The sequence below is a fragment of the Janthinobacterium sp. BJB301 genome (genome assembly GCF_002735685.1).
Classification (GTDB): Bacteria; Pseudomonadota; Gammaproteobacteria; order Burkholderiales; family Burkholderiaceae_D; genus Janthinobacterium; species Janthinobacterium lividum.
Genome location: NZ_PDZJ01000001.1, coordinates 791216 through 818038 on the forward strand (window position 1 = coordinate 791216; position 26823 = coordinate 818038).

At 63.2% G+C, this 26823-nt stretch carries 24 protein-coding genes and 1 pseudogene; 16 read left to right on the forward strand and 9 right to left on the reverse strand.

Annotated elements, in window-relative coordinates:
• Positions 1-6: 6 nt before the first annotated feature.
• The 4 genes from CSQ91_RS03580 to CSQ91_RS03595 form a co-directional block, all read right to left on the reverse strand.
• The gene (locus CSQ91_RS03580; protein ID WP_099387401.1) at positions 7-1140 is read right to left on the reverse strand and encodes an ABC transporter ATP-binding protein; all 1134 of its coding nucleotides are present in this window, start codon (positions 1138-1140) and stop codon (positions 7-9) included.
• Between the two features lie 10 nt (positions 1141-1150).
• Positions 1151-1990 (reverse strand): carbohydrate ABC transporter permease, encoded by an 840-nt coding sequence (locus CSQ91_RS03585; RefSeq protein ID WP_034777925.1) that lies wholly within the window; start codon positions 1988-1990, stop codon positions 1151-1153.
• Between the two features lie 8 nt (positions 1991-1998).
• Positions 1999-2913, reverse strand: coding sequence for a carbohydrate ABC transporter permease (locus CSQ91_RS03590; RefSeq protein ID WP_034778197.1), 915 nt, complete (start codon positions 2911-2913; stop codon positions 1999-2001).
• Positions 2914-3024: 111 nt separating this feature from the next.
• The gene (locus tag CSQ91_RS03595; RefSeq protein WP_099387402.1) at positions 3025-4290 is read right to left on the reverse strand and encodes an ABC transporter substrate-binding protein; all 1266 of its coding nucleotides are present in this window, start codon (positions 4288-4290) and stop codon (positions 3025-3027) included.
• Between the two features lie 355 nt (positions 4291-4645).
• Between CSQ91_RS03595 and CSQ91_RS03600 the strand changes: the two genes are divergently transcribed.
• The 3 genes from CSQ91_RS03600 to CSQ91_RS03610 are packed head-to-tail and all read left to right on the forward strand — an operon-like array spanning position 4646 to position 8118.
• The gene (locus tag CSQ91_RS03600) at positions 4646-5974 is read left to right on the forward strand and encodes an ABC transporter substrate-binding protein (protein WP_244965458.1); all 1329 of its coding nucleotides are present in this window, start codon (positions 4646-4648) and stop codon (positions 5972-5974) included.
• Entirely contained in the window at positions 5949-6662 is a 714-nt protein-coding gene (locus tag CSQ91_RS03605) for a response regulator (protein ID WP_034777921.1), read from the forward strand. The genes CSQ91_RS03600 and CSQ91_RS03605 overlap by 26 nt, the downstream gene beginning before the upstream one ends.
• Complete coding sequence (locus CSQ91_RS03610) at positions 6655-8118, forward strand: ATP-binding protein (protein WP_099387404.1); 1464 nt, start codon at positions 6655-6657, stop codon at positions 8116-8118. Before CSQ91_RS03605 ends, CSQ91_RS03610 begins: the two co-directional genes overlap by 8 nt.
• Positions 8119-8139: 21 nt before the next feature.
• Here CSQ91_RS03610 and CSQ91_RS03615 read toward each other — a convergent pair whose 3' ends face one another.
• Positions 8140-8790, reverse strand: a complete 651-nt coding sequence (locus CSQ91_RS03615) for a TetR/AcrR family transcriptional regulator (protein ID WP_257217206.1) — start codon at positions 8788-8790, stop codon at positions 8140-8142.
• Between the two features lie 122 nt (positions 8791-8912).
• Between CSQ91_RS03615 and CSQ91_RS03620 the strand changes: the two genes are divergently transcribed.
• On the forward strand, positions 8913-10292 hold the full coding sequence (locus tag CSQ91_RS03620; RefSeq protein WP_099387405.1) for an MFS transporter: 1380 nt from the start codon (positions 8913-8915) through the stop codon (positions 10290-10292).
• Between the two features lie 3 nt (positions 10293-10295).
• On the opposite strand, the gene CSQ91_RS03625 is transcribed toward CSQ91_RS03620, so the two are convergent.
• The gene (locus CSQ91_RS03625; protein WP_180278335.1) at positions 10296-11513 is read right to left on the reverse strand and encodes a hypothetical protein; all 1218 of its coding nucleotides are present in this window, start codon (positions 11511-11513) and stop codon (positions 10296-10298) included.
• Positions 11514-11750: 237 nt separating this feature from the next.
• Here CSQ91_RS03625 and CSQ91_RS03630 point away from each other — a divergent pair, with 237 nt between their 5' ends.
• Together CSQ91_RS03630 and CSQ91_RS03635 are read left to right on the forward strand one after the other, a co-directional pair.
• A complete protein-coding gene (locus CSQ91_RS03630) occupies positions 11751-12089 on the forward strand; it encodes a type II toxin-antitoxin system RelE/ParE family toxin (protein WP_441326560.1) in 339 nt (112 codons plus the stop codon).
• Positions 12086-12445 carry a helix-turn-helix domain-containing transcriptional regulator gene (locus CSQ91_RS03635; RefSeq protein WP_257217207.1) on the forward strand — a complete coding sequence of 120 codons (360 nt, stop codon included), beginning with the start codon at positions 12086-12088 and terminating at the stop codon, positions 12443-12445. The genes CSQ91_RS03630 and CSQ91_RS03635 overlap by 4 nt, the downstream gene beginning before the upstream one ends.
• Positions 12446-12458: 13 nt before the next feature.
• Here CSQ91_RS03635 and CSQ91_RS03640 read toward each other — a convergent pair whose 3' ends face one another.
• From CSQ91_RS03640 to CSQ91_RS03650, 3 genes are read right to left on the reverse strand one after another with little or no spacing between them, the layout of a single operon-like run.
• Entirely contained in the window at positions 12459-13481 is a 1023-nt protein-coding gene (locus tag CSQ91_RS03640) for a Gfo/Idh/MocA family oxidoreductase (RefSeq protein ID WP_099387407.1), read from the reverse strand.
• Positions 13482-13509: 28 nt separating this feature from the next.
• Positions 13510-14496 (reverse strand): inositol 2-dehydrogenase, encoded by a 987-nt coding sequence (gene iolG / locus CSQ91_RS03645; protein ID WP_099387408.1) that lies wholly within the window; start codon positions 14494-14496, stop codon positions 13510-13512.
• Complete coding sequence (locus CSQ91_RS03650; RefSeq protein WP_034757651.1) at positions 14489-15355, reverse strand: MurR/RpiR family transcriptional regulator; 867 nt, start codon at positions 15353-15355, stop codon at positions 14489-14491. The genes iolG and CSQ91_RS03650 overlap by 8 nt, the downstream gene beginning before the upstream one ends.
• Positions 15356-15603: 248 nt before the next feature.
• Here CSQ91_RS03650 and CSQ91_RS03655 point away from each other — a divergent pair, with 248 nt between their 5' ends.
• From CSQ91_RS03655 to CSQ91_RS03700, 10 genes and pseudogenes are all read left to right on the forward strand, one after another.
• On the forward strand, positions 15604-16653 hold the full coding sequence (locus CSQ91_RS03655; RefSeq protein WP_034757655.1) for a sugar ABC transporter substrate-binding protein: 1050 nt from the start codon (positions 15604-15606) through the stop codon (positions 16651-16653).
• Between the two features lie 139 nt (positions 16654-16792).
• Positions 16793-17962, forward strand: a complete 1170-nt coding sequence (locus CSQ91_RS03660) for an ABC transporter permease (protein WP_099387409.1) — start codon at positions 16793-16795, stop codon at positions 17960-17962.
• A 3-nt stretch (positions 17963-17965) separates the two neighbouring features.
• Positions 17966-18751 carry an ATP-binding cassette domain-containing protein gene (locus CSQ91_RS03665; protein ID WP_034777901.1) on the forward strand — a complete coding sequence of 262 codons (786 nt, stop codon included), beginning with the start codon at positions 17966-17968 and terminating at the stop codon, positions 18749-18751.
• Positions 18752-18759: 8 nt separating this feature from the next.
• Positions 18760-20706 carry a bifunctional 5-dehydro-2-deoxygluconokinase/5-dehydro-2-deoxyphosphogluconate aldolase gene (locus tag CSQ91_RS03670; RefSeq protein ID WP_099387410.1) on the forward strand — a complete coding sequence of 649 codons (1947 nt, stop codon included), beginning with the start codon at positions 18760-18762 and terminating at the stop codon, positions 20704-20706.
• Positions 20703-22532, forward strand: a complete 1830-nt coding sequence (gene iolD / locus CSQ91_RS03675) for a 3D-(3,5/4)-trihydroxycyclohexane-1,2-dione acylhydrolase (decyclizing) (RefSeq protein ID WP_099387411.1) — start codon at positions 20703-20705, stop codon at positions 22530-22532. The genes CSQ91_RS03670 and iolD overlap by 4 nt, the downstream gene beginning before the upstream one ends.
• On the forward strand, positions 22529-23449 hold the full coding sequence (gene iolE / locus CSQ91_RS03680; protein ID WP_099387412.1) for a myo-inosose-2 dehydratase: 921 nt from the start codon (positions 22529-22531) through the stop codon (positions 23447-23449). The genes iolD and iolE overlap by 4 nt, the downstream gene beginning before the upstream one ends.
• Positions 23446-24243, forward strand: a complete 798-nt coding sequence (gene iolB / locus CSQ91_RS03685) for a 5-deoxy-glucuronate isomerase (protein WP_099387413.1) — start codon at positions 23446-23448, stop codon at positions 24241-24243. Before iolE ends, iolB begins: the two co-directional genes overlap by 4 nt.
• A 10-nt stretch (positions 24244-24253) precedes the next feature.
• A complete protein-coding gene (locus CSQ91_RS03690) occupies positions 24254-25753 on the forward strand; it encodes a CoA-acylating methylmalonate-semialdehyde dehydrogenase (RefSeq protein ID WP_099387414.1) in 1500 nt (499 codons plus the stop codon).
• Between the two features lie 64 nt (positions 25754-25817).
• Positions 25818-26015: pseudogene (locus CSQ91_RS03695) on the forward strand (methylmalonate-semialdehyde dehydrogenase (CoA acylating)); the annotation flags it as partial.
• 75 nt (positions 26016-26090) lie between these two features.
• Positions 26091-26729, forward strand: coding sequence for an ANTAR domain-containing response regulator (locus CSQ91_RS03700; RefSeq protein WP_034777888.1), 639 nt, complete (start codon positions 26091-26093; stop codon positions 26727-26729).
• The last annotated feature ends 94 nt before the right edge of the window (positions 26730-26823 follow it).

The window sequence follows — 26823 nt, forward strand, 5'->3', positions numbered from 1 at the left end:
GAAAGCTCAGGCGGCCAAAATCTGTTTCGATGAAATCAGGTTGCCGGGTTCGCGCCGGGTTCGCGCCACGCCTTGCGCGTCGAACAGATGGAAGGCGCTGCTGGCGGCCGAGACCATGAATGGCTGGCCCAGCGGCACGCGGTTGTTGCCGTCGCCGCGTATCACCAGTTCCTGGCCGTTGTCCAGTGCCAGGTAGATGAAGTTGGCTTCGCCCAGGTGTTCCACCAGGCTGACGACGCCCTGGAACTGGGCGCTGCCATCGCCGTTTTCCAGGATATGTTCGGCGCGCAGGCCGACCGTGACGGCATCGCCCGGCAGCAAGCCGGCCGGATCGACGAGGGCCGTGATTTCCTGGCCGCTGGCCAGCGCCACGCGCACGCCATCGTCCTGCGCGGCGATGACCTTGCCCTCGAAGAAATTCATCATCGGCGCGCCGATGAAGCCGGCCACGAAGCGGTTGGCCGGCTGCTGGTACAGCTCGAGCGGCGTGCCGGCCTGCTGGATATGGCCGCCATGCATGACGACGATCTTGTCGCCCAGGGTCATCGCCTCGACCTGGTCGTGCGTCACATATACGATGGTGGCGTTCAACTGGCGATGCAGCTTGGCAATTTCCAGCCGCGTCTGCACGCGCAGGGCCGCGTCGAGGTTGGACAGCGGCTCGTCGAACAGGAACAGCTGCGGTTCGCGCACGATGGCGCGGCCGATGGCCACGCGCTGGCGCTGGCCGCCCGACAGTTCGCGCGGCAGCCGTTCCAGCAGGTGGTCGATCTTCAGGATGGCGGCCGCGTGGCGCACGCGCTGGGCGATGGCTTCCTTGCTGGCGCCGGCGATCTTCAGGCCGAACGCCATGTTGCGGTACACGCTCATGTGCGGATACAGGGCATAGCTCTGGAAGACCATGGCGATGCCCCGTTCGGCCGGCGGCAAGTCGTTGACAACCTTGCCGCCGATGGACAAGGTGCCCTGCGAAATGCTTTCCAGGCCGCACAGCATGCGCAGCAAGGTCGATTTGCCGCAGCCGGAAGGGCCTACCAGCACGACGAATTCACCGTCGCGGATGTCGAGGTCGATGCCGGCCAGCACATTGTGGCGGCCGTCGTAGGATTTGGTCAGTTGTTGCAGGCTTACATGGGCCATGGCGCACCTATTATTTGACCGCGCCGGACGTCAGGCCGCGGATCAGTTGACGAGAGAAAATGACGTACATGACGAGCACGGGAATGACGGCCAGCGACAGCGCCGCCAGCACGGAGTTCCAGTCCGTCACGTATTGGCCGATGAATTGCTGCACGCCCAGGGTGACGGTCTTGGTGCGGTCCGATGGCGCCAGGATCAGCGGGAACCACAGGTCGTTCCAGGCGGGAATCATGGTGAACACGGCCACCGTGGCGATGGCGGGGCGGATCAGGGGCAGGATCACCTGGAAGAAGATGGCGAATTCGCCCACCCCGTCGCAGCGCGCCGCATCCTTCAGTTCGCGCGGCACCTGGCGCACGAATTCGGACAGAATCATCACGGCCAGCGGCAGGCCCTGCGCCGTGTACACGAGCACCAGCGCGCTCAGGGTGTTGATCAGGTCGAGCCGCACCACCAGTTCCAGGATGGACACCGTGCCGAGGCGGATGGGGATCATGATGCCCAGCGCCAGGTACAGGGTCAGCAGGCGGTTGCCCGTAAACGTGTATTCCGACAAGGCCCAGGCCGCCATGGCGCCGAACAGCACGATCAGCAGCAGCGACAGCAGAGTGACGAACAGGCTGTTGCCGAAGTACAGCAGGAAGTCGGAATTGGCCAGCACCTTGTGAAAGCCCACGAGCGAAAAGGTGGACGGCGTGGGCAGGGCCAGCGGATTGTCGAAGATGGCGGCCCGCGTCTTGACCGAGTTGATCAGGATCAAGACGATGGGGAACAGGGCGATGATGGTGTAGCCGGCCAGGATCGCATGCACGGCGGCGCGGCCCAGGGGGCGGGTGGAAACGTTGCGCATGGCGGCCCTTACAGTTCGTAGCGTGTCAGCTTGCGCTGCACGAAAAAGAAATACACGCTCACGCCCACGAGGATCACGAGGAACATCATGGTGGCCACGGCGGCGCCCATGGTGGGGCTGCCCAGCTGGGCCTGGTAGCCGAAGAAGGTGCGGTAAAAGAAGGTGCCGAGGATGTCGGTGGCGTAGTTCGGTCCCGCCAGCGCGCCTTTCACGGAATACACGAGGTCGAAGGCGTTGAAATTGGCGACAAAGGTGAGGATGGTCACCAGTCCCAGGGTGGGCCAGATCAGCGGCAGCTTGATTTGCCAGAAGATGCGCATGGCGCTGGCCCCTTCCGCGTGGGCCGCCTCGATGATTTCCTCGGGCACGGCCAGCAGGGCCGCATAGATCAGCATCATGGGAATGCCGATATATTGCCAAACCGAAATGAGGGCGATGGTCAGCAGGGCCGTCGATTCCTGGCCCAGCCACGGCGCGAAGTAACTGCCGATGCCGACGCCATCCATCAGCGACTGGCCCACGCCCCACAGCGGCGACAAGATCAGCTGCCAGATGAAGCCGATGATGACGACGGACAGCAGGGTCGGCAGGAAGATCAGGGTGCGGTAGCTGCGCTCGCCCTTCAACCCCTTGAGGCTGAAGAGGGTGGCCAGCAGCAGGCCGATGGGATTTTGCAGCAGCATGTGAATGAGGAAGAACTTGCAGTTGTTCCACATCGCATTCCAGAAACTTTGCGACCATTGCGGGTCGAACAGGATGGTGGCGTAGTTGGCCAGGCCGGCAAAATGGTGCTGGCCGCTCTCATCGGTCGTGTACAGGCCGAGACGCAGGGTATCGGCCAGGGGCAGGGCGCTGAACAGCGAGTAAATGACCAGCGCCGGTGCCAGGAACACGAGCACGTGCCATGGGAAAGCTTTTTTCACGGCGAAACTCCAGACGAAGAAAAGCACCGGCGGCGGGGCCGCCGGCAAAACCGTGCCACCGGCTGCCGCATCGCTTTGTTCAGGCCGGTGGCGCGGGGAGGAGGGAGGGATTTATTGCTGCTGCGGCTTGTACCACTTGGCAAAGCCGGACTGGATCTGGCGCGCCGCATCCTTCGGCGCCAGCTTGCCGTTCAAGACCTGGGCGTTGACGTTCCACAGCTCGTTTTCCATGCTCGGTTCGCCACGGTTGAGGATTTGCGCGTTCAGGCGGATGGTCGAGGCGCAGCTGGCGCGCCAGCCGTTCATCTGCTTGGCCAGCGGGTCCTTGATGGAGATCAAATGGTTCGACAGCGAGAAGAAGCCCGTCACCTTGTTGGTGTAGATGTCGGCGAATTCCTGCGAACCGAGCCAGGCGAGGAATTTGTAGGCGTCTTCCTTGTTCTTCGACTTTTTGTTGACGCTCATGCCGATGTCCGTGTGGTCCGAGATATAGCACTTGTCGCCGGCCTTGCGCACGGGCGGGTTGAAGGCGCCCAGTTCCAGTTCCGGGTCTTGCTTGAAGTAGGCGATGTCCCAGGAGCCGGACGGGTAGATGGCGGCCTTGCCCAGCGCAAACTGGTTCTGGCTGTCGCCATAGGTTTGCGCGCTGGCCCCCTTGGACAGGTAGCTGCCCAGGCGGGCCTCGTATTCCCAGGCGGCGACGAATTGCGGGTCGGTAAATTTGGCCTTGCCGGCGATCAGCGCCTTGCGGCCTTCTTCACCCTTCCAGTAATTGGCGCCGATGCTGGTGAAGACCACCTGGTTCGCTTCCCACTGGTCGGCCGTGCCCAGCGCCAAGGGCGCATATTTGCCGCTTTTCTTGACCGTTTCCAGTACCTTGAAGAATTCCTCTTCCGTGGTGGGTGGCTGCAGTTTCAGTTCGCGGAAGATTTTTTTGTTGTACAGGAAACCATGCATGACGGAGGCGATCGGCATGCAGAAGGTATCCTTGCCATCGTCCGTCTGCCACGCCACCTTGGCCGAGGCGGGGAAGTTATCCATGCCGGCCTTGCCGTCGAGCTTTTCCAGCTGGCCCCGCTTGTACAGGGCCAGCGAGACGTCGAACGGGCGGCAGGCCAGCAAGTCGCCTGCCGTGCCGCCGCTCAGGCGCGCGTTCAGGGTGGAATCGTATTCGGTGGGGGCCGTGGGCGAGAATTTGATCTCGATGCCAGGGTGCTTTTTCTGGAAGGCGGGAATGAGTACCGTTTCCCACAGGGTCTTGTCATCCACGCGCCAGCTTTCGATGGTGAGCGTGCCAGCCTGTGCCGTGCCGCTGGCCAGCAGCAGGGCCAGCAATGTGTTGCGCGCGGCCACGCCGCCTTTTGCATGCAGTTGCATGTCGTCTCCTTGTTGATGTTGGTCTTGTTTTACTGCCGGTTACGCTGCAGTTGGCGGACAGTAGCATCGGAGAAAATGTGACGCCAGCGCCCGGCATTGGGCCGATGTATTTTGCTTATCCTGTTGATTCAAAAGGATAATTTTCAAATGCGCAGGTGCGCTTGCTTACCTTTCCTTACCGTCATCCGCTGCCGTGGCGCGCCGCGCGGGGCGTCGGGTGGCTGGCCCGGTTTATCCCCCGCGCAAGATAGGGCAACAAAAGCTCACATTTCTTTACAAATCAAGGTACTAAATTACCAACATGCTGTTTTGTAGTTGGGCTATAGTTTGTCGCGACAAGAAAAAGGGGACAGGATTGAAGACGCCACCGCGCAGCACCGCCGACCGCCATGCCGGGGCCGCCCGCCGTCGCGGCGTGGCGGCGCTGGCGCTGCTGGCCGCCCTGTTCTGCAGCGTGCCCGTGCGGGCCGAGCCGCTGCAAGTGCTGCACTGGTGGACGTCCACCGGCGAACGCCGCGCCGCCGACGTGCTGGTGGCACGCCTGGCGCAGGAAGGCATCGAATGGCGCGACGCGGGCATTGCGGGCGGCGCCGGGGTCGGCGCGGGCAAGGTCTTGAAGAGCCGCGTGCTGGCCGGCAATTCGCCGGAAGTCATGCAGCTGATCGGCTATACCCTGGGCGAGTGGAGCGACCTGGGCTTGCTGCTGCAGCTCGACAGCGTCGCCGCCAGCAACAACTGGCGCGCGACCATGTATCCCACCGTGTGGGGATTGCTGCAAAACCGGGGCCATACGATGGGCGTGCCGGCCGGCATCCACCGCATCAATACCCTGTTTTACAACCGCAAGATCTTCCAGCGCCTGGGCCTGGCCGTGCCGCGCAGCTGGAGCGACTTCGAGCGCGTGGCCGGCAAGCTGCGCCAGGCCGGCATCACGCCGCTGGCGCAAAGCAGCGAAGCGTGGCAGGTGGCGACCTTGTTTGAAACGCTGGTGCTGGCCGAATCGGGGCCCGCGTATTACCGTGCCCTGTTTGTCGACAAGAAAGCCGAGGCGTATGCCGACCCGCGCCTGCGCCACGCCTTGCAGCGGCTGAGGTCGCTGAAGCAGTGGATGGGCACGCCGCTGCGCGAACAGGGCTGGCCCGAAATGGCGCGCCAGGTGGGCGATGGCGAGGCGGCCATGTACATCATGGGCGACTGGGCGAAGGGCGAGCTGAATGCCTGGGGCCGCGCCACGGACGAGGTGTTCGGCTGCGCCGCCGCACCGGACACGGGCGACTACCACCTGTACAGCATCGATACGCTGGCCATGTTCGCGTCCGACTATACGCACCAGGGCGCGCAGGAAAAGCTGGCGCAGGTGGTCGCTTCGCTGCCCGTGCAGCTCGAATACAGCCAGGTGAAGGGCTCGATTCCCGCCTTGCGCCAGGCCGACCTGTCGCGTTTGGACAGCTGTGCACGCGCCTCGGCGCAGGCATTCGCGCGCGGCGCCGCGTTCCAGGCGCCCAGCCTCGTGCACCGCATGGCCACCGATGAAACCAGCAAGGACGCCATCATCGCCGAAGTGCACCGCTATTTCCTGGACGAGACGATCAGCGCGGCCGACGCCCAGCGCCGTATCGGCAGCATGTTGCAGGCGCTGAATAAAAAAGGACGAGACCATGTCACGCAAAATCCTGGTCGTTGACGACGATCAAAAGACCCGCATGCTGTTGAAGGCCTATCTGGAAAAGAACCAGTACGAGGTGGGCCTGGCGCACGATGGCGCCACCTTCCTGGCCGAATTCCACCGCCACGTCGACAGCCTGTCGCTGGTGATCCTCGACGTGATGCTGCCCGACACGGATGGCTTTGCCCTGTGCAAGGTGGTGCGCGCCCGCTCGAACGTGCCCATCATCATGCTGACGGCCAGCTCCGACGAGACGGACCGGGTGGTGGGGCTGGAACTGGGCGCCGACGACTACATCGCCAAGCCCTACAGTCCACGCGAATTGCTGGCGCGCATCAAGGCCATCCACCGCCGCACGGGCATCGACGCGGCCGCGCCGCCCCGCTATTACCGCTTCGTCGGTTTCACCCTCGACACGCTGGAGCGCACGGTGACGGATGCCGATGGGGAAGCGCTGCAGCTGACGGGCCTCGATTTCCAGCTGCTGCGCTACTTTGTCGAGCATCCGGGCGATATCCTCGACCGCAGCGTGCTGTGCGAGCAGACGCGGGGGCGCGATGCGGGGCCGCTCGACCGCTCGCTCGACGTGCAGGTAAGCCGGCTGCGCTTGCGCCTGAAGGACGATGGCAAGCAGCCCATGCTGATCAAGACGGTGCGCGGCGCCGGCTATGTCTTTTCGGCCGACGTGAGCAGTGCGCATGCCTGAGCGGCGCGCGCGCCGGCTGCTCGAGCGCCTGTTGCCGCCGTCGCTGCTGGGGCGCTTGTCCGTGGTGATGGTCGCCGGCGTGCTGGCCACGCAACTGGTGGGCAACCTGATCTGGGCCACGCAGCTGCGCCGCGACTCGGCGGTGGAGGCGCGCATGGCTTCGCAGCACCTGGCCCGCAGCGCCGCCAGCACCATCCGTTTCTTCCTCAGCCTGCCGGCCAACTACCGCCCCATCCTGATCCAGCAATTTCGCGAGATGGGCGGCACGCGCTTCTTTGTCAACGTCAACCAGGGGCCGCTGGCCATCCGCGAAATCGCCCCGCACGCGCTGGCCGATACGGTGGTGGCCACAGTGGGCGCGGCGCTGAAGAACGACTTGCCGCAGCTGGCCGGCTACCGCGTGGGCTTCGCCTGGCCGGGCGACCTGGTGGTGGCCGATAGCGGCGCGCACATCGGCGACTTGCCGGAAAACTGGGTGCAGCACATCTTGCTGCTGAAACCGAATCCCGCGCCCGTCCTCGTGATCCAGGCCGAGCTGGAGCCTGGCAACTGGCTGTACCTGGCGGCACTGATGCCCAACCCGTATTTCTTGCAAAGCAGTAATCCGTGGACACTGGACCGGGTATTGCTGCAAGCGTTGTCGCTGGCGGCCGTGCTGCTGCTGTCGATCCTCGTCGTACGCTGGACAACACGGCCGCTGGCCGCCTTGTCGGACGCGGCCGAAGCGTTTGGCCGTGGCGAGACGCCGCCGCCCCTGCCGCAGACGGGCAGCCGCGAGTTCGTGCAGACGGCGCGCGCCTTCAGCGGCATGCGCGAACGCATCCAGCGCTACCTGGAAGACCGCGAACGGCTGTTCGTCTCGATTTCGCACGACTTGCGCACGCCCATCACGCGCCTGAAATTGCGCACGGAGTTGCTCGACGACGATGTGCAGCGCAACGAATTCCACGATGACCTCGATGAGCTGGACATGATGGTCAAGGGCGCGCTGCAATGCGTGAAGGATAGCGATATCCATGAAAACGCCACCGAGGTGCGGCTGGACCCCTTGCTGCAGCGCATGGTGCGCGGGACCCAGCTGGCTGGTCATGAAGTGCATTACGCGGAGACGGGCTTGAGCGTGAAGGCCAAGCCTCTGGCCCTGAAGCGCGCCATCGGTAATCTGCTCGACAATGCCCTGTTTTATGGCAAGACGGCCCACCTGTCGGCGTGCCGCGAAGGCGTCAACGTGGTGATCCGCATCCGCGATGACGGCCCCGGCGTGGCCGAAGAGGCGTTCGCCAGCCTGTTCCAGCCCTATGTGCGCCTGGAGCATGGCCGCGAGCAAAACGCGCATGGCATGGGATTGGGGCTCGGTATCGCGCGCAGCATCATCCAGGCCCATGGCGGCGAGCTGACCCTGGCCAACCACCGCGACGGCGGCCTGGAAGCGACCATCCGCCTGCCGGCACACTGAAGTGCCGCCATGCTTGCCGCGTCAGTGCGGCGTGCCCAGCATGCGCAGGCAGGCGTCGGCCACGTCAGCGGCGAAGGCGCTGCTGTCCTGTAACTGCGCGGCGATGGCGTCGTCCGTCACGCCGTGCACGGCCGAGTAAATCATCAGGGCCGCCAGGCGCGGCTGCGGCAGGGGCCATGCGCCCGCCGCCGCGCCGCCCGCCAGGATGGCGCCGAGCTGGGCCAGGATGGCGTTCTTGTCGGGATTGTCCGCAGGGTCGATGCCGATGCTGCGCCGGTGGCTCGTGTAGACGATGTCGTGCAATTGCCAGGTGCGCAGGTAAGTGGCGACATTCGCCTGCACCCACGCGCGCAGCCGGCCTTCCCAGTCGTTGGGCATGCACAGGTCGACGGCCATTTCCAGGCTGGCCAGGAAATGCTGCGTATAGCGTCCCGCCAGCGCCGCCAGCATTTCGTGCTTGGACGCAAAATAATGATAGAACGTGCCTTTCGCCACGCCGGCCAGGCTGGTGATATCGCTGACGGTGGTCGCGTCAACACCCTTGTCGAGGAAAAGGCGCTCAGCGGCAGTCATCAATTCATCAAGGCGCACTTCGGCCGGCTTGGTGCGGGGGTGGGCGGGCGCGTCCGTGGCAGGGGCGGCGTCGTGCATGGCGCGGAGGAAAGTATTCATGCGTCTAGTATAAGTGAAGCGCTGGCGCTGCCAAAGCTCACCGGTGCACACGATTGTCTTTTAATTGACCGACGGTCAGTCGATGGTTATGATGAAGGCAAACTCATACATCGGAACCAATCATGCAACGTTATCGCCGGGCGGCTCTGGTAGCCGCCGCCTACCTTGGAACCTTTCTTGCCTCGCTCGATATCAGCATCGTCAACGTGGCCTTGCCCACCTTGCAAACGGCGCTGGCGACGGATATGGCGGGCTTGCAGTGGGTGGTCAACGCCTACGCGCTGTGCCTGTCGGCCTGCATGCTGTCCGCCGGACCGCTGGGCGACAGGCATGGGCACAAGCGCATCTGGCTGCTGGGCGTGGCGCTATTTACAGTGGGCTCGCTGCTGTGTGCGCTGGCCGCCAGCCTGCCGCTATTGCTGGCGGGCCGGGCCGTGCAGGGCATCGCGGGGGCCTTGCTGATCCCCGGCGCGATGCCGATACTGAGCCACGCGTTTCCCGACCCGCGCGAACGGGCGCACGTGATCGGCGGCTGGTCGGCTTTCAGCGCGCTGGCGCTGATCCTGGGGCCGCTGCTGGGCGGCATGCTGCTGGAGACCACGGGCTGGCAAAGCATCTTCCTGATCAACCTGCCGCTGGGCTTGCTGGCCATGCTGCTGGGGGCCTGGGGCATCACGGAGCGCCATTACCGTGAGCAGGCGGCGCTGGACCGGACGGGGCAGGTACTCAGCATCGTCTGGCTCGGCGCGCTCACCTACGGCTTGATCGCACTGGGCGAGGCGGACGGACCGGGCGGCATGGCTGCCTGGCCATCGCTGGGCGGGGCGCTGCTGGCCTTCATCGCCTTCCTGGCCGTCGAAGCGCGCGCGCCGCGCCCCCTGTTGCCGCTGCGTCTGTTTCGCGACCGGACCTTTGCGGTGATCAACCTGGCCTCGCTGGTGCTGGGGTTTGCCTGCTACAGCAGCCTGTTCTTTTTCTCGCTGTACCTGCAGCAAATCCAGGGCTGGCCGGCGGGCGCCAGCGGCTGGCGCATGTTGCCGCAGTTCGCGGCCATGGGCATCGTTTCCCTGTGCTTCGGCCGCCTCAGCCGCCACGTGTCCCTGCGGCGATTGATGCTGGCGGGCTATGTGCTGGCGGGGCTGGTGCTGTTGGCGGCAGCGACCTTGGCGCCGCGGACGCCCTACGCCATCGTCGGCAGCCTGTTCGGCCTGCTGGGCCTGGCCATGGGATTGGCCGTGCCAGCCACGGGCTTGCTGGCGATGGCAGCCGTGGAAGGCGAGCGGGCCGCCATGGCATCGGCCATCATGAATGCCTTGCGCCAGGCGGGCATGACCATTGGCGTGGCCGTGCTGGGCAGCGTGATGAGCTTGCGCGCCGCCACCCTGCTGGAGCGGGCCGGGCAGGTTGCCGCCCTGGCCGCCGGCTTTCAGCTGGCGATGCTGCTGGCAGGGCTGGCGTGCCTGGCCGTGGCCTTGCCGCTGTACTACTTGCCGCCGAAGTAAGGCTCAGGCACGCAAGGCGCTGGGCACGCGTGGCGACGACATCAGGTCGCGGAATGCGGCCCAGTGTTCCGCGCGCGTGGCGCCCTGGCGCTCGACATAGGCTTTCGCCATGTCCTGGCCCAGGTTGTAATTGATGACGTACGCGCCCATGGCGTCGTAGAACTGCAGGCGCTGCGCGGATTTCTCGGCCGGGTACAGGCGCACGTTGACCAGCCATTCCAGTGCCTCTTCGCGGTTCAGGCTGCCTTCGAGGTACTGGCGCGCGATATCGTTGTCGGCATAGCTCAGTTTGGCCAGCAGCCCATTGAGTTGCGCATAGCGGGGCGCCAGCGCCGGATCGAGGTCGGCCAGCGGGTACAGCACCTGCTGTTCGAAAACCAGCCGCTCTGCATCCGTGAAACTCAGTTCGATGCCGTAATTGGCCGTGCCTTCGGCAATCAGGGATTGCGGAGAATATAGCGGATAGATGCAGTATTCGATCCAGCCCTTGCCGCGCACCAGGTCGCGCTCGAGCAGCACGTTGTAGACGTGGTGGCCCGGATACGCTTCGTGGCAGCCGAGGTCGACGGCGCGGTCTATGTACACGGGCAAGTCGGTATTGATCTGGATCACGCTCTGGTAGTTGCCCTTGTACCAGTTGTAGCCGCTCCACGGCTTGTCGGTGACGAATTCCAGCACGAAATCTTCGCCTTCGGGCAGGGCGATGTACTGCAAGGTACGTTCGCGGCCCGCGCGGATGGCCGCATCCATGACGGCGCGTAGTTTGTCGGCGGGAATGACAAGTTGCGCGCGCAAGGCATTGACCCGGTCGCTGACCGTGCCGTCGCCAGGCAGCAGGGCATCGATCTGCGCCACCAGTTCTGCATAGTATGCGCGGCTGTGATGGGGCGAGACGGCGTCGTACAGGCGCGCGCTTTCCGTATCGAAATCCAGGCGCGATCCCTGCAGCATGTCCGCCTTGGCCAGCACGGCCTGCAACTGCTTGCGCAGGTTAAGGGCGCGCAAGCAGGCGGCGTCGGTCAGCAGGGCCAGCGCCGCGTTTGCGCCATCCTTGATGCCGCTCAAACTCAGTTGCTGTTCTACCGCTTCTTGTTGCCATGCGGGCGGGCCGTAATACGCGTCGACATACGAGGCATCGTGCTGGCCCATGGCCAGGACCAGCTTCACGTAGCGTTCGGCCACGTTGGTAAGGAGGGGAGAGTGGCTGTCGTGCTGCGTCATGGCGGCATGCTTCCTGGCGGTTGAACAGGTGCTTATTGTATAGCGCATCTGCATGCAGATGCGATGTACACACGCGACATCATTTCCCTATAACAATTAGAAAAACGCATCTTGATGTAGCTCAGTGAACCCGGCATTCGCAGCCTGTGTGCGCGGGTTTGGTAGCAAGATGGGCGGCCTACTTTTTTACATGTACACGTGATTTTACCCTTGATCTTTCTTCGTTTATGGACGAATATGATGTACGGGATACGGCACTACCTGACATCATCGGGCAGGGATTTGTATACGGAATGGCTGAAGCGCCAGCGCGACAATACGGCCAGGGTAGCCATCGTGCGCAGGGTACTGCGTATGATTGCCGGCAATTTTGGCGACCACAAGTTTTGCCGCGACGGCGTGTGGGAGTTGCGCATCGATATGGGGCCTGGCTACCGCGTGCATTACGCCATCGCTGACGGGCAGATCATTTTATTATTGTGTGGCGGCGCAAGCGCGTGGAGACAAGCGCACGCAGCCGAAAGATATCGAATACGCCTGTGCCTGCTGGCACGACTGGAAGGAGAGAGGACATGAAAGAGGACGTGAAAGAAGTCATGAGCAAACCACCAAGAGACCGCTCGCATGACGAGGCGATGGCTGAGCTGTACCGCGACGATCCCGCTTTTGCCCTTGCATTGATCAACGATATCCTCGTCGATGGCGACCGCGGCGAACTGCTGGCCGTGCTGCGCCAGCTGACGCGCGCCTTTGGCGGCGTGCCCGCCGTGGCGCAGGCGGCCAAGCTCAATCCTACCCAGCTGTACCGCACCTTGTCGCCCGATGGCAATCCCTCCTTGAGCACCTTGACGGCCATCCTCGATGCCATGGGCTTGCGCCTGGCCGTGGAACCCAGGCAGCCCGAGCGTCCATTTCCCGCGCCGGCTGCCTGAATCCCCTGGCGGCTTAAAACTCCACGGGCCGTGCCTCGCGCATCGCTTGCGTCATGGCCAGGCCGATGCGCGTCGCTTCCGTCGCGTCGTGCAAGGTCAGCGACAGGGTGCGCCGGCCCAGTGCCGCATCCGTAAACTCCTGCGCCTCGATCAGAAAGGCGTCGGCGAAGCGGGCATAGAAGTCCGGCGTGCATTCATTGCGCACGCCATGCGCATCCGAAATTTCCACCCGGTTCAGGCGCGGATTGCTGCCCACGGCCAGGCGGCCGCCCGTGCCGAACACTTCCGTCAGGGTTTCGTGGCCGTGCGCCATGGTGCGCGAAGCCATGAAGCTGGCCATGCTGCCATCGGAAAATTCCACCGTCGCCAGGCCGTTGTCCACGTCGCCGAACGCCTGCAAGCCCGCGTGGATGGCGTTGGTGCCGCTCGCATACACGCGTTTGGGCACGGGATTGCCCAGCAGCCAGCGCGCCAGGTCGATATCGTGCACGCTGCAATCGAGGAAGATGCCGCCGCTGGTGGGGGCGAAGCGCATGAAGGCGCCGCTGGGGTCGTTCTGGTCGCAGGTTTGCGAACGCACCAGATACGGTTTGCCGATCAGTCCTTGGGCAATCTTTTGCTGCGCGTCATGGTAGCTGGCATCGAAGCGGCGCACGAAGCCGATCATGATGGTCAGCTGCGGGTGGCGCGCCGCTTCCGCTTCCACCTTCAGGCAATCGGCCAGGTCCAGGGACAGCGGCTTTTCGCAAAACACGTGCTTGCCGGCGCGCAGGGCGGCGATGATCTGGTCCGCATGCAGCGAGGTGGGCGTGACGAGGAAGACGGCGTCCAGGCCCGGATGGGCCAGCAGCGCGTCGTAGTCCGCATAACCGGTGGTGATGCCGAGCGTGCTGGCTGCCCAGTCCAGTTCGGCTGGTACGGGGCTGCAGGCGGCCACGACTTCGGCATTCGGCACGCGCTGCGCCAGGTTGATGGCGTGGCGCTGGCCCAGCCGGCCCAGGCCGACGATGCCGACTTTTAATGTTGGGGATGACATGGTGTCTCCAGGTATTTTTATTATTGGTTTATAAAGTGACCACGCGCTGTTCGCGCCACGACAAGGTGGCCGCCTCGGCCAGTTCCAGTGCCTTCAAGCCATCGTGCACGGTGGTGCGCAGCGGCGTGCCGTGGGTGAGGGCGTCAAAGAAATGTGCCATTTCCTGCGCGTAGGCCACGCGATAACGTTCCAGGAAGAAGTCTTCTGGCTTGTCCACGCTGACATTCACCGTACCATAGGCCGTCACTTCCGTCGGCTTGTGGTTGCCCGCTTGCAGCATGCCGGCGCTGCCCAGCACTTCGAAGCGCTGGTCGTAGCCATAGGCGGCGCGGCGCGAGGCATTGATCTGGCACAAGCGTCCCTTGGCCGTGCGGATGGTGACGACGGCCGTGTCCAGGTCGCCCGCCTCGCCGATGGCGGGGTCGACGAGGCAGCTGCCCGTGGCGTGCACGCTGACGGCTTCATCGTCGAGTATCCAGCGGAAGATGTCGAAATCGTGGATCAGCATATCCTTGAAGATGCCGCCCGACACCTTGATGTAGCTGACCGGTGGCGGGCCCGGGTCGCGGCTGGTGACGACCAGCAATTCGGGCGTGCCGATCTCGCCCGCTTCGATGCGTGTCTTGACGGCATTGAAAGTCGGGTCGTAGCGGCGCTGGAAGCCCAGCATGCATAGTACCTTGGCTTCCTTGACGGCGGCGGCGCAGGCGCGCGCGCGGTCGATGGTCAGGTCGACGGGTTTTTCGCAAAAGATGGCCTTGCCGGCGGCGGCCGAACGCAGGATCAGGTCCGCATGCGTGTCCGTGCTGGAAGCGATGACGACGGCCTTGATGGCGGGGTCGGCCAGCGCCGTTTCCACCGAGGCACTGCTGCCGCCATGCAGGCCGGCCAGCGCGGCGGCCGCTTCCTGGTTGACGTCGACCACGTACTTGAACTGCACGCCGGGTTGGGCAGCCAGGTTGGCCGCGTGGATTTTGCCGATGCGTCCGGCGCCGAACAACGCTACTTCAATCATCATGTTCTCCTGGGGTGTGGATTTCTTCGATGTCGAGCTCTAATTTGTATGCCAGCGCGATGAACAGCGCCTGACACAGGCAGATGGTGCTGGTCAGCGAACGGAAGGCGAAGGCGCTGCCCTCGGTGACGGTGAGCAGCGCGTCGGCGGCCCGCGCGAGCGGGGCCAGTTTGCTGTCGGTAATCACGAGGACCTTGGCGCCCTTGTCTTGCGCCGCCTTGATGCACTGCTGGGTTTCCTTGCCGTAAGGCGAGAAACTGATGGCGATCGCCACATCGCGTTCGCGCACGCTGCGCATCTGTTCGCGGTGCATGCCGCCCAGTCCGCTGATCAGGTGGACGCGCTTGTCCGTGTGTTCCAGTGCGTAGGCGATGTAGGAGGCGATCGGAAAGGACCGGCGCACGCCGATCACATAGATATTTTCCGCTTTCAGCAGCAGGTTGACGGCCGCTTCCAGCTGCGCGTCGTCGAGGCCGGCCGCGAGGTCGTCGAGGCCGGCGCGGCTGGCGCCGACGAATTCGCGCGTCAGGTCGCCTGCGCTGAGAGCGGCGTCGCGCGTCGAAATGAGCTTGCGGATGCGCTGCTGATAGTCGGGCGTGGCGCCGGCCTGGTCCGTGTAAGCCTGGCGGAACACATCCTGCATTTCGGAAAAGCCCGTATAGCCGAAGCGCTGCGCGAAACGCACGATGGCGGATGGCTGCACGTCGCAGGCGGCAGCGATATCGCTGATGCGCTCGAGCATCAGGCTGGCCCGGTGCTTTTCAATGTATTGGGCGATGACTTTCAGCTGGCGCGACAGGTTGTCGTACTCGGCAGCAATGTGCTGCATCAACTGTTCGATGGGGGCGGTGGCTGCCATGGTGTTTTCCTCTGTATGCTTGCTGGGCCGTAGGATTGCTGCGGCTGGTTCTGGCGAGAATTATAGGAGGGAAATCCAAAAATAGAAATGAATTTCTATTTAAATTTATTTTGAAAATTTTATTGCATTTGTCTTTTTTGTGGCCTAAGCTGTGCGCAGTGCATCGGTTCGTGTGCCGCAAGGCCAGGCCGGTGACACCCTTCATAAAAGCTCGCAACTATAAAAATTAATCCGTCTAGGAGACATTCATGCATAGCAATAAAAGCAAGGGTTTGATGAAGTGCCTGGCCATCGCCAGCCTGGGCCTGAGCCTGGGTTTGAGCACGGGCGCCAGCCATGCTGCCGGCGAGAAATTCGTCATGGTCAGCCACGCGCCGGACTCCGATTCCTGGTGGAATACCATCAAGAACGCCATCAAGCAAGCCGGTGAAGACTTCAACGTGTCCGTCGACTACCGCAATCCGCCGAATGGCGACCTGGCCGACATGGCGCGCCTGATCGAGCAGTCGGCCGCGCGCAATTACGATGGCTTGATCGCCGATATCGCCGACTTCAGCGTGCTGCAAAAACCGCTGGGTACGGTAGTGGCCAAGAAAATCATGCTCGTGACCATCAATTCGGGCACCATCGCGCAAAGCGAGCAGCTGAAAGCCATCATGCACGTGGGCCAGCCCGAGTATGACGCGGGCCTGGGCGCCGGCAAGCGCGCCAAGGAGGCGGGCATCAAGTCGTTCGTGTGCGTGAATCACTATGCGATGAATGCCTCGTCGTTCGAACGCTGCCGCGGTTTTGCCGATGCGCTCGGCGTCGACTTCAAATCGTCCACGCTCGACACCAATGGCGTCGACCCTGGGGTGATCGAAAGCAAGGTCAGCGCTTATCTGCGCAGCAATCCGAAGACCCAGGCCGTGCTGGCGCTGGGACCGGATTCGGCGCCGGCCGCCATGCGCGCCGTCGAGAAGCTGGGCCTGAAAGGCAAGATGTATTTCGCCAGCTTTGACTTGTCTGAAGAAATCGCCAAGGGCATCAAGGATGGCAGCATCCAGTTTGCCATCGACCAGCAGCCCTACCTGCAAGGTTACATTCCTGTCGCCGTGATGGCCATCATGAAACAGCAAAAGATTACTGACCTGGCCAAGGTCAAGGAAATCCTGATCGCCAATCCGAAATACCAGGCGCGCCTGGCGGAATACGGCCTGACGCCCATCTACGGCCCACGCCACATCAGCTCAGGCCCCGGTTTCGTGACCAAGGAAAATATCTCCAAGGTCGAAAAATACGCCGGCCAATACCGCTAATCCACACAGTCGCCACCGGGAGTTGCCCAGCGCCGCACCGCCTTCCGCGGGCGGCGCATGGGAGGAACACGCCTGGCGCCAGCGATGCTGGCAGGAAAGTAATTGGAATTGGTAACAAGTATCACTGAAAGGACATCGTATGACTGCGCTCAAATCCAGCCTGGCTAGCCCCGGCAAGTATCCTCCTCCGCCCCCCGGCGCCGCCAGCAAGCCAGTTGCCGCCGCCGACGAGCGCGTAGGCACGACCAGCTGGGTCAAACGGTTTTTTGGCCGCCCCGAATTCGCCTCGATTTCCGGTGCGGTGCTCGTGTTTGCCTTCTTCGTCATCACGGCCGGCGATTCCGGCATGTTCAATCTCGATGGCGTCGTCAACTGGATGCAAGTGGCATCCTACCTGGGCATCATCGCCATCGGCGCCTGCCTGTTGATGATCGCCGGTGAATTCGACCTGTCGATCGGTTCCATGATCGGCTTTGCCGGCATGATGATCGCCATTCCGACGATCTATTTCCACTGGCCATTGTGGGCCGCCATCCTGTTCGCCTTCGCCGGTTCCATGGCGCTGGGCTGGCTCAACGGCTACATCGTCATCAAGACGCGCTTGCCATCGTTCATCGTTACCCTGGCGTTCCTGTTCATCCTGCGCGGCCTGACGCTGGCCCTGTCGATCATGTTTGCCAACCGCACCATCGTCAGCGGCGTGGGCGACCTGGCGGCGCAGGACTGGCTGGCCAGCCTGCTGTTCCACGGCAATGTGGCGACGGGCCTGTTCCAGTGGATGGGCGCGCATGGCTGGATCGCCGTGCTCGACGACGGCTCGCCGCTGGTGAAGGGCATTCCGAAAGTCATCGCCTGGTGGCTGGTGCTGGCTGCCGGCGCCGCATTCGTGTTGTCGCGTACCCGCTTCGGCAACTGGATGTTTGCCGTGGGCGGCGATGCCAACGCGGCCAAGAACGTGGGTGTGCCGGTGCGCAAGGTCAAGATCTCGCTGTTCGTCTTCACGGCCTTCTGTGCCTGCCTGTTTGCAACCTTGCAAGTATGCGACGTGGGTTCGGCCGCCGCCGACCGCGGCATGCAAAAGGAGTTTGAAGCCATCATCGCGGCCGTGATCGGTGGCGCCTTGCTGACGGGCGGCTACGGTTCCGTCGTCGGCGCCTGCTTCGGCGCGCTGATCTTCGGCGTGGTGCAGATCGGCATCACTTATACCAACATCAATTCGGACTGGTTCCGCGTGTTCCTCGGCGTGATGCTGCTGATCGCGGTGCTGTTCAATAACTTTGTACGCTCACGCGTCACGGAAGCGAGATAAATCATGAGCGAGCATATTCTTGCACTGGAAAATGTCAGCAAGCGTTTCGGCTCCGTGCTGGCCCTGCAAAACATCACCATGCGCTTGCGCGAGGGGGAGGTGCATTGTTTGCTGGGCGACAACGGCGCCGGCAAGTCGACTTTGATCAAGACCCTGGCCGGTGTGCACAAACCGACCGATGGCCAATACCTGGTCGATGGCAAGCCTGTCGTCTTCAATTCGCCCAGCGAAGCGCTGGACATGGGCGTGGCCACCGTCTACCAGGACCTGGCGCTGGTGCCGCTGCTGTCCGTGGCGCGCAATTTCTTCATGGGCCGCGAGCCGATGAAAAAGCTGCTGGGCCTGGTGCCCGTGATGGATATCGACTATGCGGCCGACACGGCGCGCGACAAGCTGGCCGAGATGGGCATCATGGTGCGCGACCCGCACCAGGCCATCGGCACCATGTCGGGCGGCGAAAAGCAGTGCCTGGCCATCGCCCGCGCCATCCATTTCGGCGCCCGCGTGCTGATCCTCGACGAGCCGACGGCGGCCCTGGGCGTCAAGCAATCGTTCAATGTATTGAAACTGATTTATAAGGCGCGCGAGCGGGGCATTTCCGTGATCTTTATTACGCATAATGTGCACCATGCGTATCCGGTCGGCGACTCGTTCACTTTGTTGAACCGGGGCAAGTCGCTGGGCACCTTCACCAAGGATACGGTGACCAAGGATGCCTTGCTGGACATGATGGCGGGCGGTGCGGAAATGCAAACGCTGATGAGTGAACTCGACGGTGTCACGATTTAAGGATAGCCATGAATAATTCCACACAATTTGCCCAGGGGCGGGCGCTGGACGTGATCTGCCTGGGCCGCCTGGCGGTGGACCTGTACGCGCAGCAGATCGGCAGCACCCTGGAAGACGCGACCAGCTTTGCCAAATACCTGGGCGGTTCGTCGGCGAACATCGCCTTCGGCACGGCGCGCCTGGGCTTGAAGTCCGCCATGCTGTCGAAGGTGGGCGACGATCACATGGGGCGTTTTCTCACCGACACCTTGTCGAAAGAGGGTTGTGATGTCAGCCATGTCGGCATCGACCGCGACCGCCTGACGGCCTTGGTGATGCTGGGCATCAAGGATAAAAACACGTTTCCATTGATTTTTTACCGTGAAAATTGCGCCGACATGGCCATCGAAGCATCTTCGGTGGATGCGGCCTTCATTGGATCGAGCAAGGCGCTGTTGATCACTGGCACGCATTTCTCCACGGCCGCCATGCACGCCGTCAGCACGCAGGCCCTTACATTGGCCCGCGCCAGCAACGTGCGCACCGTGCTCGACATCGATTACCGGCCCGTGCTGTGGGGCTTGTCGGGCAAGGCGGACGGCGAAACGCGTTTCGTCTCGAACGAAGGCGTCACCAAACATCTGCAAAGCATCCTGCCGCAGTTCGACTTGATCGTCGGCACGGAAGAGGAATTCATGATCGCCGGTGGCGGCGCCGACATCATGGCGTCCCTGCGCGCCGTGCGGTCCGCCACCCTGGCGACCCTCGTCGTCAAGCGCGGGCCGCTGGGCAGCGCCGTCATCGACAATGTGGTGCCGCACAGCCTCGATGACGCGTATAACTACCGTGGCGTGCGCGTGGAAGTGCTGAACGTGCTGGGCGCGGGCGACGCGTTTCTCTCGGGCTTTCTGAAAGGCTGGCTGCGCGGCGAGGATTACGAAGCGTGCTGCCGCTACGCGAATGGCTGCGGCGCCCTGGTCGTGTCGCGCCACGGCTGCGCGCCGGCCATGCCTTCGCCCGTCGAGCTCGACTATTTCCTGGCCAACGCGGCCAAACTGACGCAGCCGGACCAGGACGCGACCTTGTCCCGTCTGCACCGCACGACGGTAGCGCGCAAGGAGTGGAATGAGCTGTGCGTGTTTGCCTTTGACCACCGCACGCAATTCTTTGAGCTGGCGCAACAGACGGGCGCACCCGAGTCCGCCATTGCGGCCCTGAAGCAATTGATGGTGCAAGCCGTGGCGCAGACGGAAACGGCCTTGCAGCTGGCCGGTAAGACTGGTGTGCTGATCGATGGCCGCTATGGCGTCGATGCCCTCAATGATGCGACGGGACGTGGCTGGTGGATCGGCCGTCCCGTGGAATTGCCGGGATCAAACCCGCTGCAATTCGACTGGGGCCGTTCCATCGGCTCGCACCTGCTCAGCTGGCCCAAGGAGCATGTGATCAAGTGCCTGGTGCAGCTGCACCCGGACGACGCCGTGGAAAATCGCCTGGAACAGGAGGCGCAGATCAAGGCCCTGTACGACGCGGCGCAAGTGAGCGGTCACGAACTGTTGCTGGAAGTGATACCGTCGGAAGCCTTGCCGCACGGCGACGACACGGTCTTGCGTGCCGTCAAGCGCCTGTACAACCTGGGCATTTACCCGGAATGGTGGAAGCTGGAAAGCATGTCTGCCCAACAATGGCAAGCCATCGATGCCCTCGTGCATGAGCGCGATCCGTATTGCCGTGGCGTCGTCCTGCTGGGTTTGAACGCGCCGATTGCCGCCCTGGCCGACAGTTTTGAGCAAGCCAGTGCCAGCACGACGTGCCGCGGCTTCATGGTGGGCCGCACCATCTTCCAGGAACCGAGCCGCCGCTGGCTGGCGGGCGAACTCGACGATGCGGGCCTGATCGCCGCAGTGCGCGCCAACTTCGAGCAGCTCATCGCCCTGTGGCAGCGTACGCGCAACCGCCTGGAGCGTGCAGCATGAGCGCCACGATCAGATTGACCATGGCGCAGGCGCTGGTGCGCTATCTGGCCGCCTTGCGGGTGGAAGGGGGCGAACCTTTGTTCGGCGGCGCCTTCGCCATCTTTGGCCACGGCAACGTGGCGGGATTGGGCGAGGCGCTGTACCAGTACCGTGACAGTTTCCCGACTTATCGCGCCCACAACGAGCAGGCGATGGCGCACTCGGCCATCGCTTACGCAAAAGCGCACATGCGCCGGCGCATGATGGCGGTGACCAGTTCCATCGGTCCCGGCGCCACCAACTTGCTGACGGCCGCCGCGCTGGCGCACGTGAACCGCTTGCCGGTATTGCTGTTGCCTGGCGATGTGTTCGTCTCGCGCGCACCCGATCCCGTGCTGCAGCAGCTGGAAGACGGCACGGATGGCAGCGTTTCCGTCAACGATGCGTTCAAACCTTTATCGCGTTATTTCGACCGCATCGTCTATCCGGAGCAATTGCTCACCGCCTTGCCGCGTGCCATCGCCGCCTTGACGGACCCGGCCGCCTGCGGCCCCGTCACTTTATCTTTGCCGCAAGACGTGCAAACGATGGCGTATGACTATCCTGCCAGCTTTTTCGAACCGAGAATCGTGCGTTTCCGTGCCTTGCCGCCTGTCGAGCAGGAGCTGGAAGAAGCGGTGTCGCTGTTGAAAAACGCCAAGCAGCCGCTGATCGTGGCTGGCGGCGGCGTGCTGTACGGCCAGGCCAGCGCCGCCTTGCAGGCGTTTGCCGAGCGCCATGGCATTCCCGTGGCGGAAACCCAGGCGGGCAAGAGCGCCTTGCCGTGGGACCATCCGCTGCAGCTGGGCGCCATCGGCGTGACGGGCTCGCCTGCCGCGAACGCGCTGGCGGCGGATGCGGACGTGGTGCTGGCCATCGGCACGCGCCTGCAGGATTTCACCACCGGCTCGAATTCCCTGTTTGCGCAGGCGCAGCTGGTCAGCTTGAACGTCAACAGTTTTGACGTACTGAAACGTCGTGGCCTGGGCTTGCAGGCGGACGCGACGCTGGGCTTGCAAGGCCTGTCGCGGCTGCTCGGCAGCTGGAACAGCGCAGGGCAATGGATGGACCGCGCGCAGCAGGCGGGCAACGCCTGGCGCGCGACGGTGGCCGCCATCACCGGCAAACGCGAGGTGGCCGGCTTGCCGTACGACGGCGAAGTCATCGGCGCCGTGCAGCGTTCCGCTCCCGATTCCACCAGCCGCGACATCGTCGTCTGCGCGGCGGGGACTCTGCCGGCCGAACTGCACAAGCTGTGGCGCACGTCGACGCCAGGCGGCTACCACATGGAATACGGCTATTCGTGCATGGGCTATGAAATCGCCGGCGGCCTCGGCGTCAAGATGGCGAAACCGGAAGCGGAGGTCGTCGTCATGGTGGGCGACGGCAGCTATCTGATGATGAATTCGGAAATCGCCACTTCCGTCATGCTCGATAAAAAACTCATCATCGTCGTGCTCGACAACCGGGGCTATGGCTGCATCAACCGCCTGCAGCAGGCGTGCGGTAATGCTTCGTTCAACAATATGTTGCCCGATAGCGCGCCGCATATCGACTTTGCCCTGCATGCGCAATCGCTGGGCGCGCTGTCCGAACATGTGGGCTCGATTGCCGAACTGGAGCAGGCGATGCTGCGCGCCCGCGCCGCTACGCGTACCTATCTGATCTGCATCGATACGGACGACACGCGCACGACCGAAGAGGGTGGTTGCTGGTGGGAAGTGGCCGTGCCCGAGGTCTCCACCCAGCCCGGCGTGCAGCTTGCGCGCGCCCGTTATGAACTTGACCGCCAAGGACAACAAAAATGAACGCACCGACATGGAATGTGAAGATCGGCATCAACCCGATCTCGTGGATGAACGACGATTTGCCGAGCCTGGGCGGCGAGACGCCTTTGGCGACGGCCTTGAAAGAGGGCGCCGAGATCGGCTACGTGGGCTTTGAGCTGGGCAACAAGTTTCCGAAAGATGCCCCGGCCTTGAACGCCGTGCTGGGCAAGTATGGCCTGGCGTGCGTTTCCGGCTGGTATTCGGGCCGCCTGGCGCACCGCTCTGTCGAGGAAGAGATCGCCGCCGTGGCTTCGCATCTGCGTTTGCTGGCGGACAGCGGCGCCACCGTGATGGTCTACGGCGAAGTGGCCGACGCCATCCAGGGTGAAGCGCGCGCCCTGTATAAGCGCCCCCGTTTCCAGTCGCAGCAGCAATGGCAGGAATATGCAAACAAATTGACGGCCTTTGCCGCCCACCTGCTGGCGCATGGAGTACGCCTGGCCTATCACCATCACATGGGCGCTTACGTGGAAACGCCGGCCGATGTGGACCAATTGATGGCCTTGACGGGACCCGAGGTCGGCTTGCTGTTCGACACGGGCCACATCACGTTTGCCGGCGGCGATGCGCTGGCAGTGCTGAATAAACATATCGATCGCATTTGCCACGTGCATTGCAAGGACGTGCGCCCGAATGTGGTGAAACTGGCCCGCAATGGCCACTGGAGTTTCCTGCAGGCCGTCATCAATGGCGCCTTCAGCGTGCCGGGCGACGGCAGCATCGACTTCCCGGCCATCCTCACGCGGCTGTATCTGCACGGCTACGAGGGCTGGCTGGTGGTGGAAGCGGAGCAAGATCCGGCCGTCGCGCCCAGCTACGAATACGCGAAGATGGGCCACGATTACCTGGCACGCCTGGTCGATGCCATTCCCCGCCTGGGCCGGGAGGCGGCATGAGCCCGCTGCTGGTGAAGGCCCGGCCGGGTTCCGCCATCGTCGAAGTGACGCCCGAGTCGGCCGGCTGGACGCACGTGGGCTTTGCCGCGCACCGGCTGGCGGCAGGCGAACAGTTGCATCTGGAAACGGGCAGCCGCGAACTGTGCATCGTCGTGCTGACGGGCACGGTGACGGTGCAGGCGGGTGGGCAGACCTGGGAAGCCATCGGGAATCGCCAGAGCGTCTTCGAGGACCGCTCGCCGTATGCCGTGTATGTCCCATTGGAAACCAAGGTCAGCATCACGGCCGTGAGCAACGCGGAAGTGGCCCTGTGCAGCGCACCGGCCACGACTCAGCGTCCGGCACGCCTGATCGAGCCATCGTGCATGACGCGCTCCGTGCGCGGCAAGGGTGCCAACACGCGTTATGTGTGCGACATCCTGCCGCAGACGGCCGAGGCCGACGGCTTGCTGGTGGTGGAGGTGGTGACGCCATCCGGTCATTCGTCGAGCTATCCGCCGCATAAACACGACAGCGACAATGTGCCGCTGGAAAGTTCGCTCGAGGAAACCTATTACCACCGCCTGAACCCGGAGCAGGGCTTTGCCTTCCAGCGGGTCTACACGGATGACCGTTCCATTGATGAAGCCATGGCCGTGGAAAACCACGACGTGGTGATGGTGCCCAGGGGCTACCACCCCGTGACCGTGCCGTATGGCTACGATGGGTATTACCTGAACGTGATGGCCGGCCCGAAACGCGTGTGGCACTTTAAAAATGATCCGGCCCATGAGTGGCTGATGAATAGCAAATAAAGGAACTCCAATGACAACGCAACAGATCGGCCACTTTATCGGTGGCAACCCGATGGCTTCGCGCTCCGAGCGCATGAGCGACGTCTTCAATCCCGCTACGGGCGCCGTGACGGCGAAGGTGGCGCTGGCGACGCCTTCCGAATTGAACGCGGCCGTGGCCGCCGCCCATGCGGCATTTCCCGCCTGGTCGCAAACCTCGCCCCTGCGCCGCGCCCGCGTGATGTTCAAGTTCAAGGAATTGCTGGAAGAGCACTCGGATCAATTGGCCGCCCTGATCACGGCAGAGCACGGCAAAGTGTTCACGGATGCCAAAGGGGAAGTGACGCGCGGCATCGAAGTAGTGGAATTTGCCTGCGGCATCCCGCAAATGATGAAGGGGGAGTATTCGGAGCAGGTGGCCGGCGGCATCGACGCCTGGTCCATCCGCCAGGCGCTCGGCGTCTGCGTCGGCATCACGCCCTTCAATTTTCCCGTTATGGTGCCGATGTGGATGTTCCCGATGGCAATTGCCTGCGGCAATACCTTCGTATTAAAGCCGTCGGAACGCGACCCGTCGGCCAGCCTGCTGCTGGCGCAGCTGTTGACGGATGCGGGTTTGCCTGACGGCGTCTTCAACGTGGTGCAGGGCGACAAGGAAGCCGTGGACGGCTTGTTGCATCACCCGGACGTGCGCGCCGTCAGCTTTGTCGGTTCCACGCCGATCGCCGAATATATCTACGCCACCGGCTGCGCGCAGGGCAAGCGCGTGCAGGCGCTGGGCGGCGCGAAGAACCACATGGTGGTCATGCCGGACGCGGATATTCCGCAAACCGTCGATGCCCTGATGGGCGCCGCCTTCGGTTCGGCGGGCGAGCGCTGCATGGCCATTTCCGTGGTGGTGGCGGTGGGCAATGTGGGCGACCAGCTGGTCGAGGCGCTGGTGCCGCGCATCGCCGCCCTCAAGATCACGCAGGGCATGGATTTAACAGCGGAAATGGGGCCTGTGGTGACGCAAGTGCACAAGGAGAAGATTGCCGGCTATATCGCCACAGGCGTCAAGGAAGGCGCCAAGCTGGTCAGTGACGGGCGCGGTTTCGTGTTGCCAGGCCACGAAAACGGCTTTTTCCTCGGCGGCAGCCTGTTCGACCATGTCACGCCCGAGATGACGATCTACAAGGAGGAAATCTTCGGCCCCGTGCTGTGCATCGTGCGCGTGCCCGATTTCGCCACGGCGCTGGACCTCGTCAACGCGCACGAGTACGGCAACGGCACGGCCATTTATACGCGCGACGGCAACACGGCGCGAGAATACACGCACCGGGTGCAAGTCGGCATGGTGGGCGTGAACGTGCCGATCCCCGTGCCGATGGCTTTCCACAGCTTCGGCGGCTGGAAGCGCAGCCTGTTCGGCGACCACCACGCGCACGGTCCGGAATCCGTGCGTTTCTACACGAAGCAGAAGGCGGTGACGCAGCGCTGGCCCGCTTCCACGGCTGCCGGCGCCGAATTTGCCATGCCGACATTGAAATAAGCCCATCCAAACTGCACGTCGGGTGCGAGCACATGCACCGCGTGCAGGTGGGGAGGGATGGGAAATGCAGGGCATCAACGTGCCGATCCCCGTGCGGATGACTTTCCACAGCTTCGGCGGCTGGAAGCGCAGCCTGTTCGGCGACCACCACGCGCATGGCCCGGAATCCGTGCGGTTCTACACGAAGCAGAAGGCCGTGACGCAGCGCTGGCCCGCTTCCACGGCTGCCGGTGCCGAATTTGCCATGCCGACCCTGAAGTAAGGGGCGCTAGCGCTATCTGGTTCGCTTCTTGCTTACTGCAATGGTTAATTGTTTAGCCATTGCAGATAGCCCTCCATGACGTCCAGCCGTACCCAGCCATTGCGCATTGTTGTCGTCAACACTATTGTCGAGCACGGCGTGCACGAGAATGCGGCATTGGCGGCCCAAGTGCAGCGCGGCAACGCCTTGCGCATCGGATTGCTTGAATCGGGGTATGACATCGTCGCCTCCCTGCCAGCCGACCTCTACCTTCCCGAACGTATCGCCCAGCTGCAGCCCGACCTCATCATCATTGACGCCGAATCGGATGCGCGCGACGTACTCGAACACATCGTCATTGCCACGCGTGATGAGCGCCGCCCCATCGTACTCTTTACCGAAGACGGCGCCACGGCCAGCATTGACGCGGCCATGGCGGCCGGCGTGTCCGCCTATATCGTGGCCGGCTTGCAGGCCGAGCGCATTCAACCCGTGCTGAACGTGGCTCTGGCGCGCTTTCGCCAGGAAGAAAAATTGCGCGCCGAATTGCTTGACACGCGGCACAAGCTGCTGGAGCGCAAGGTGATCGAGCGTGCCAAGGGCCTGTTGATGACGCATCACGGCTTGACGGAAGAGCAGGCTTACCAGCGCTTGCGCAGCATGGCCATGAACAAGAAACTCAAACTGGCGGAAATTGCCCAGCGTATCCTCGACGTGGAGGACTTGCTGGGATGAATCGTCCATTTCCTGATACATGCTGGTGCAGTGCACCATTCCGGTGCGTTTCCAGCCTCCCTGGACGGGACGTGCACAGGCACGGTCCTTGCTG

Excerpts from the sequence above, each read along its gene's own strand:
- CSQ91_RS03580 (WP_099387401.1), bottom strand. The coding sequence starts at position 1,140 with ATGGCCCATGTAAGCCTGCAACAACTGACCAAATCCTACGACGGCCGC.
- CSQ91_RS03585 (WP_034777925.1), bottom strand. The coding sequence starts at position 1,990 with ATGCGCAACGTTTCCACCCGCCCCCTGGGCCGCGCCGCCGTGCATGCG.
- CSQ91_RS03595 (WP_099387402.1), bottom strand. The coding sequence starts at position 4,290 with ATGCAACTGCATGCAAAAGGCGGCGTGGCCGCGCGCAACACATTGCTG.
- CSQ91_RS03605 (WP_034777921.1), top strand. The coding sequence starts at position 5,949 with ATGTCACGCAAAATCCTGGTCGTTGACGACGATCAAAAGACCCGCATG.
- CSQ91_RS03610 (WP_099387404.1), top strand. The coding sequence starts at position 6,655 with ATGCCTGAGCGGCGCGCGCGCCGGCTGCTCGAGCGCCTGTTGCCGCCG.
- CSQ91_RS03615 (WP_257217206.1), bottom strand. The coding sequence starts at position 8,790 with ATGAATACTTTCCTCCGCGCCATGCACGACGCCGCCCCTGCCACGGAC.
- CSQ91_RS03620 (WP_099387405.1), top strand. The coding sequence starts at position 8,913 with ATGCAACGTTATCGCCGGGCGGCTCTGGTAGCCGCCGCCTACCTTGGA.
- CSQ91_RS03625 (WP_180278335.1), bottom strand. The coding sequence starts at position 11,513 with ATGACGCAGCACGACAGCCACTCTCCCCTCCTTACCAACGTGGCCGAA.
- CSQ91_RS03630 (WP_441326560.1), top strand. The coding sequence starts at position 11,751 with ATGATGTACGGGATACGGCACTACCTGACATCATCGGGCAGGGATTTG.
- CSQ91_RS03635 (WP_257217207.1), top strand. The coding sequence starts at position 12,086 with ATGAAAGAGGACGTGAAAGAAGTCATGAGCAAACCACCAAGAGACCGC.
- CSQ91_RS03640 (WP_099387407.1), bottom strand. The coding sequence starts at position 13,481 with ATGTCATCCCCAACATTAAAAGTCGGCATCGTCGGCCTGGGCCGGCTG.
- iolG (WP_099387408.1), bottom strand. The coding sequence starts at position 14,496 with ATGATTGAAGTAGCGTTGTTCGGCGCCGGACGCATCGGCAAAATCCAC.
- CSQ91_RS03650 (WP_034757651.1), bottom strand. The coding sequence starts at position 15,355 with ATGGCAGCCACCGCCCCCATCGAACAGTTGATGCAGCACATTGCTGCC.
- CSQ91_RS03655 (WP_034757655.1), top strand. The coding sequence starts at position 15,604 with ATGCATAGCAATAAAAGCAAGGGTTTGATGAAGTGCCTGGCCATCGCC.
- CSQ91_RS03660 (WP_099387409.1), top strand. The coding sequence starts at position 16,793 with ATGACTGCGCTCAAATCCAGCCTGGCTAGCCCCGGCAAGTATCCTCCT.
- CSQ91_RS03665 (WP_034777901.1), top strand. The coding sequence starts at position 17,966 with ATGAGCGAGCATATTCTTGCACTGGAAAATGTCAGCAAGCGTTTCGGC.
- CSQ91_RS03670 (WP_099387410.1), top strand. The coding sequence starts at position 18,760 with ATGAATAATTCCACACAATTTGCCCAGGGGCGGGCGCTGGACGTGATC.
- iolD (WP_099387411.1), top strand. The coding sequence starts at position 20,703 with ATGAGCGCCACGATCAGATTGACCATGGCGCAGGCGCTGGTGCGCTAT.
- iolE (WP_099387412.1), top strand. The coding sequence starts at position 22,529 with ATGAACGCACCGACATGGAATGTGAAGATCGGCATCAACCCGATCTCG.
- iolB (WP_099387413.1), top strand. The coding sequence starts at position 23,446 with ATGAGCCCGCTGCTGGTGAAGGCCCGGCCGGGTTCCGCCATCGTCGAA.
- CSQ91_RS03690 (WP_099387414.1), top strand. The coding sequence starts at position 24,254 with ATGACAACGCAACAGATCGGCCACTTTATCGGTGGCAACCCGATGGCT.
- CSQ91_RS03700 (WP_034777888.1), top strand. The coding sequence starts at position 26,091 with ATGACGTCCAGCCGTACCCAGCCATTGCGCATTGTTGTCGTCAACACT.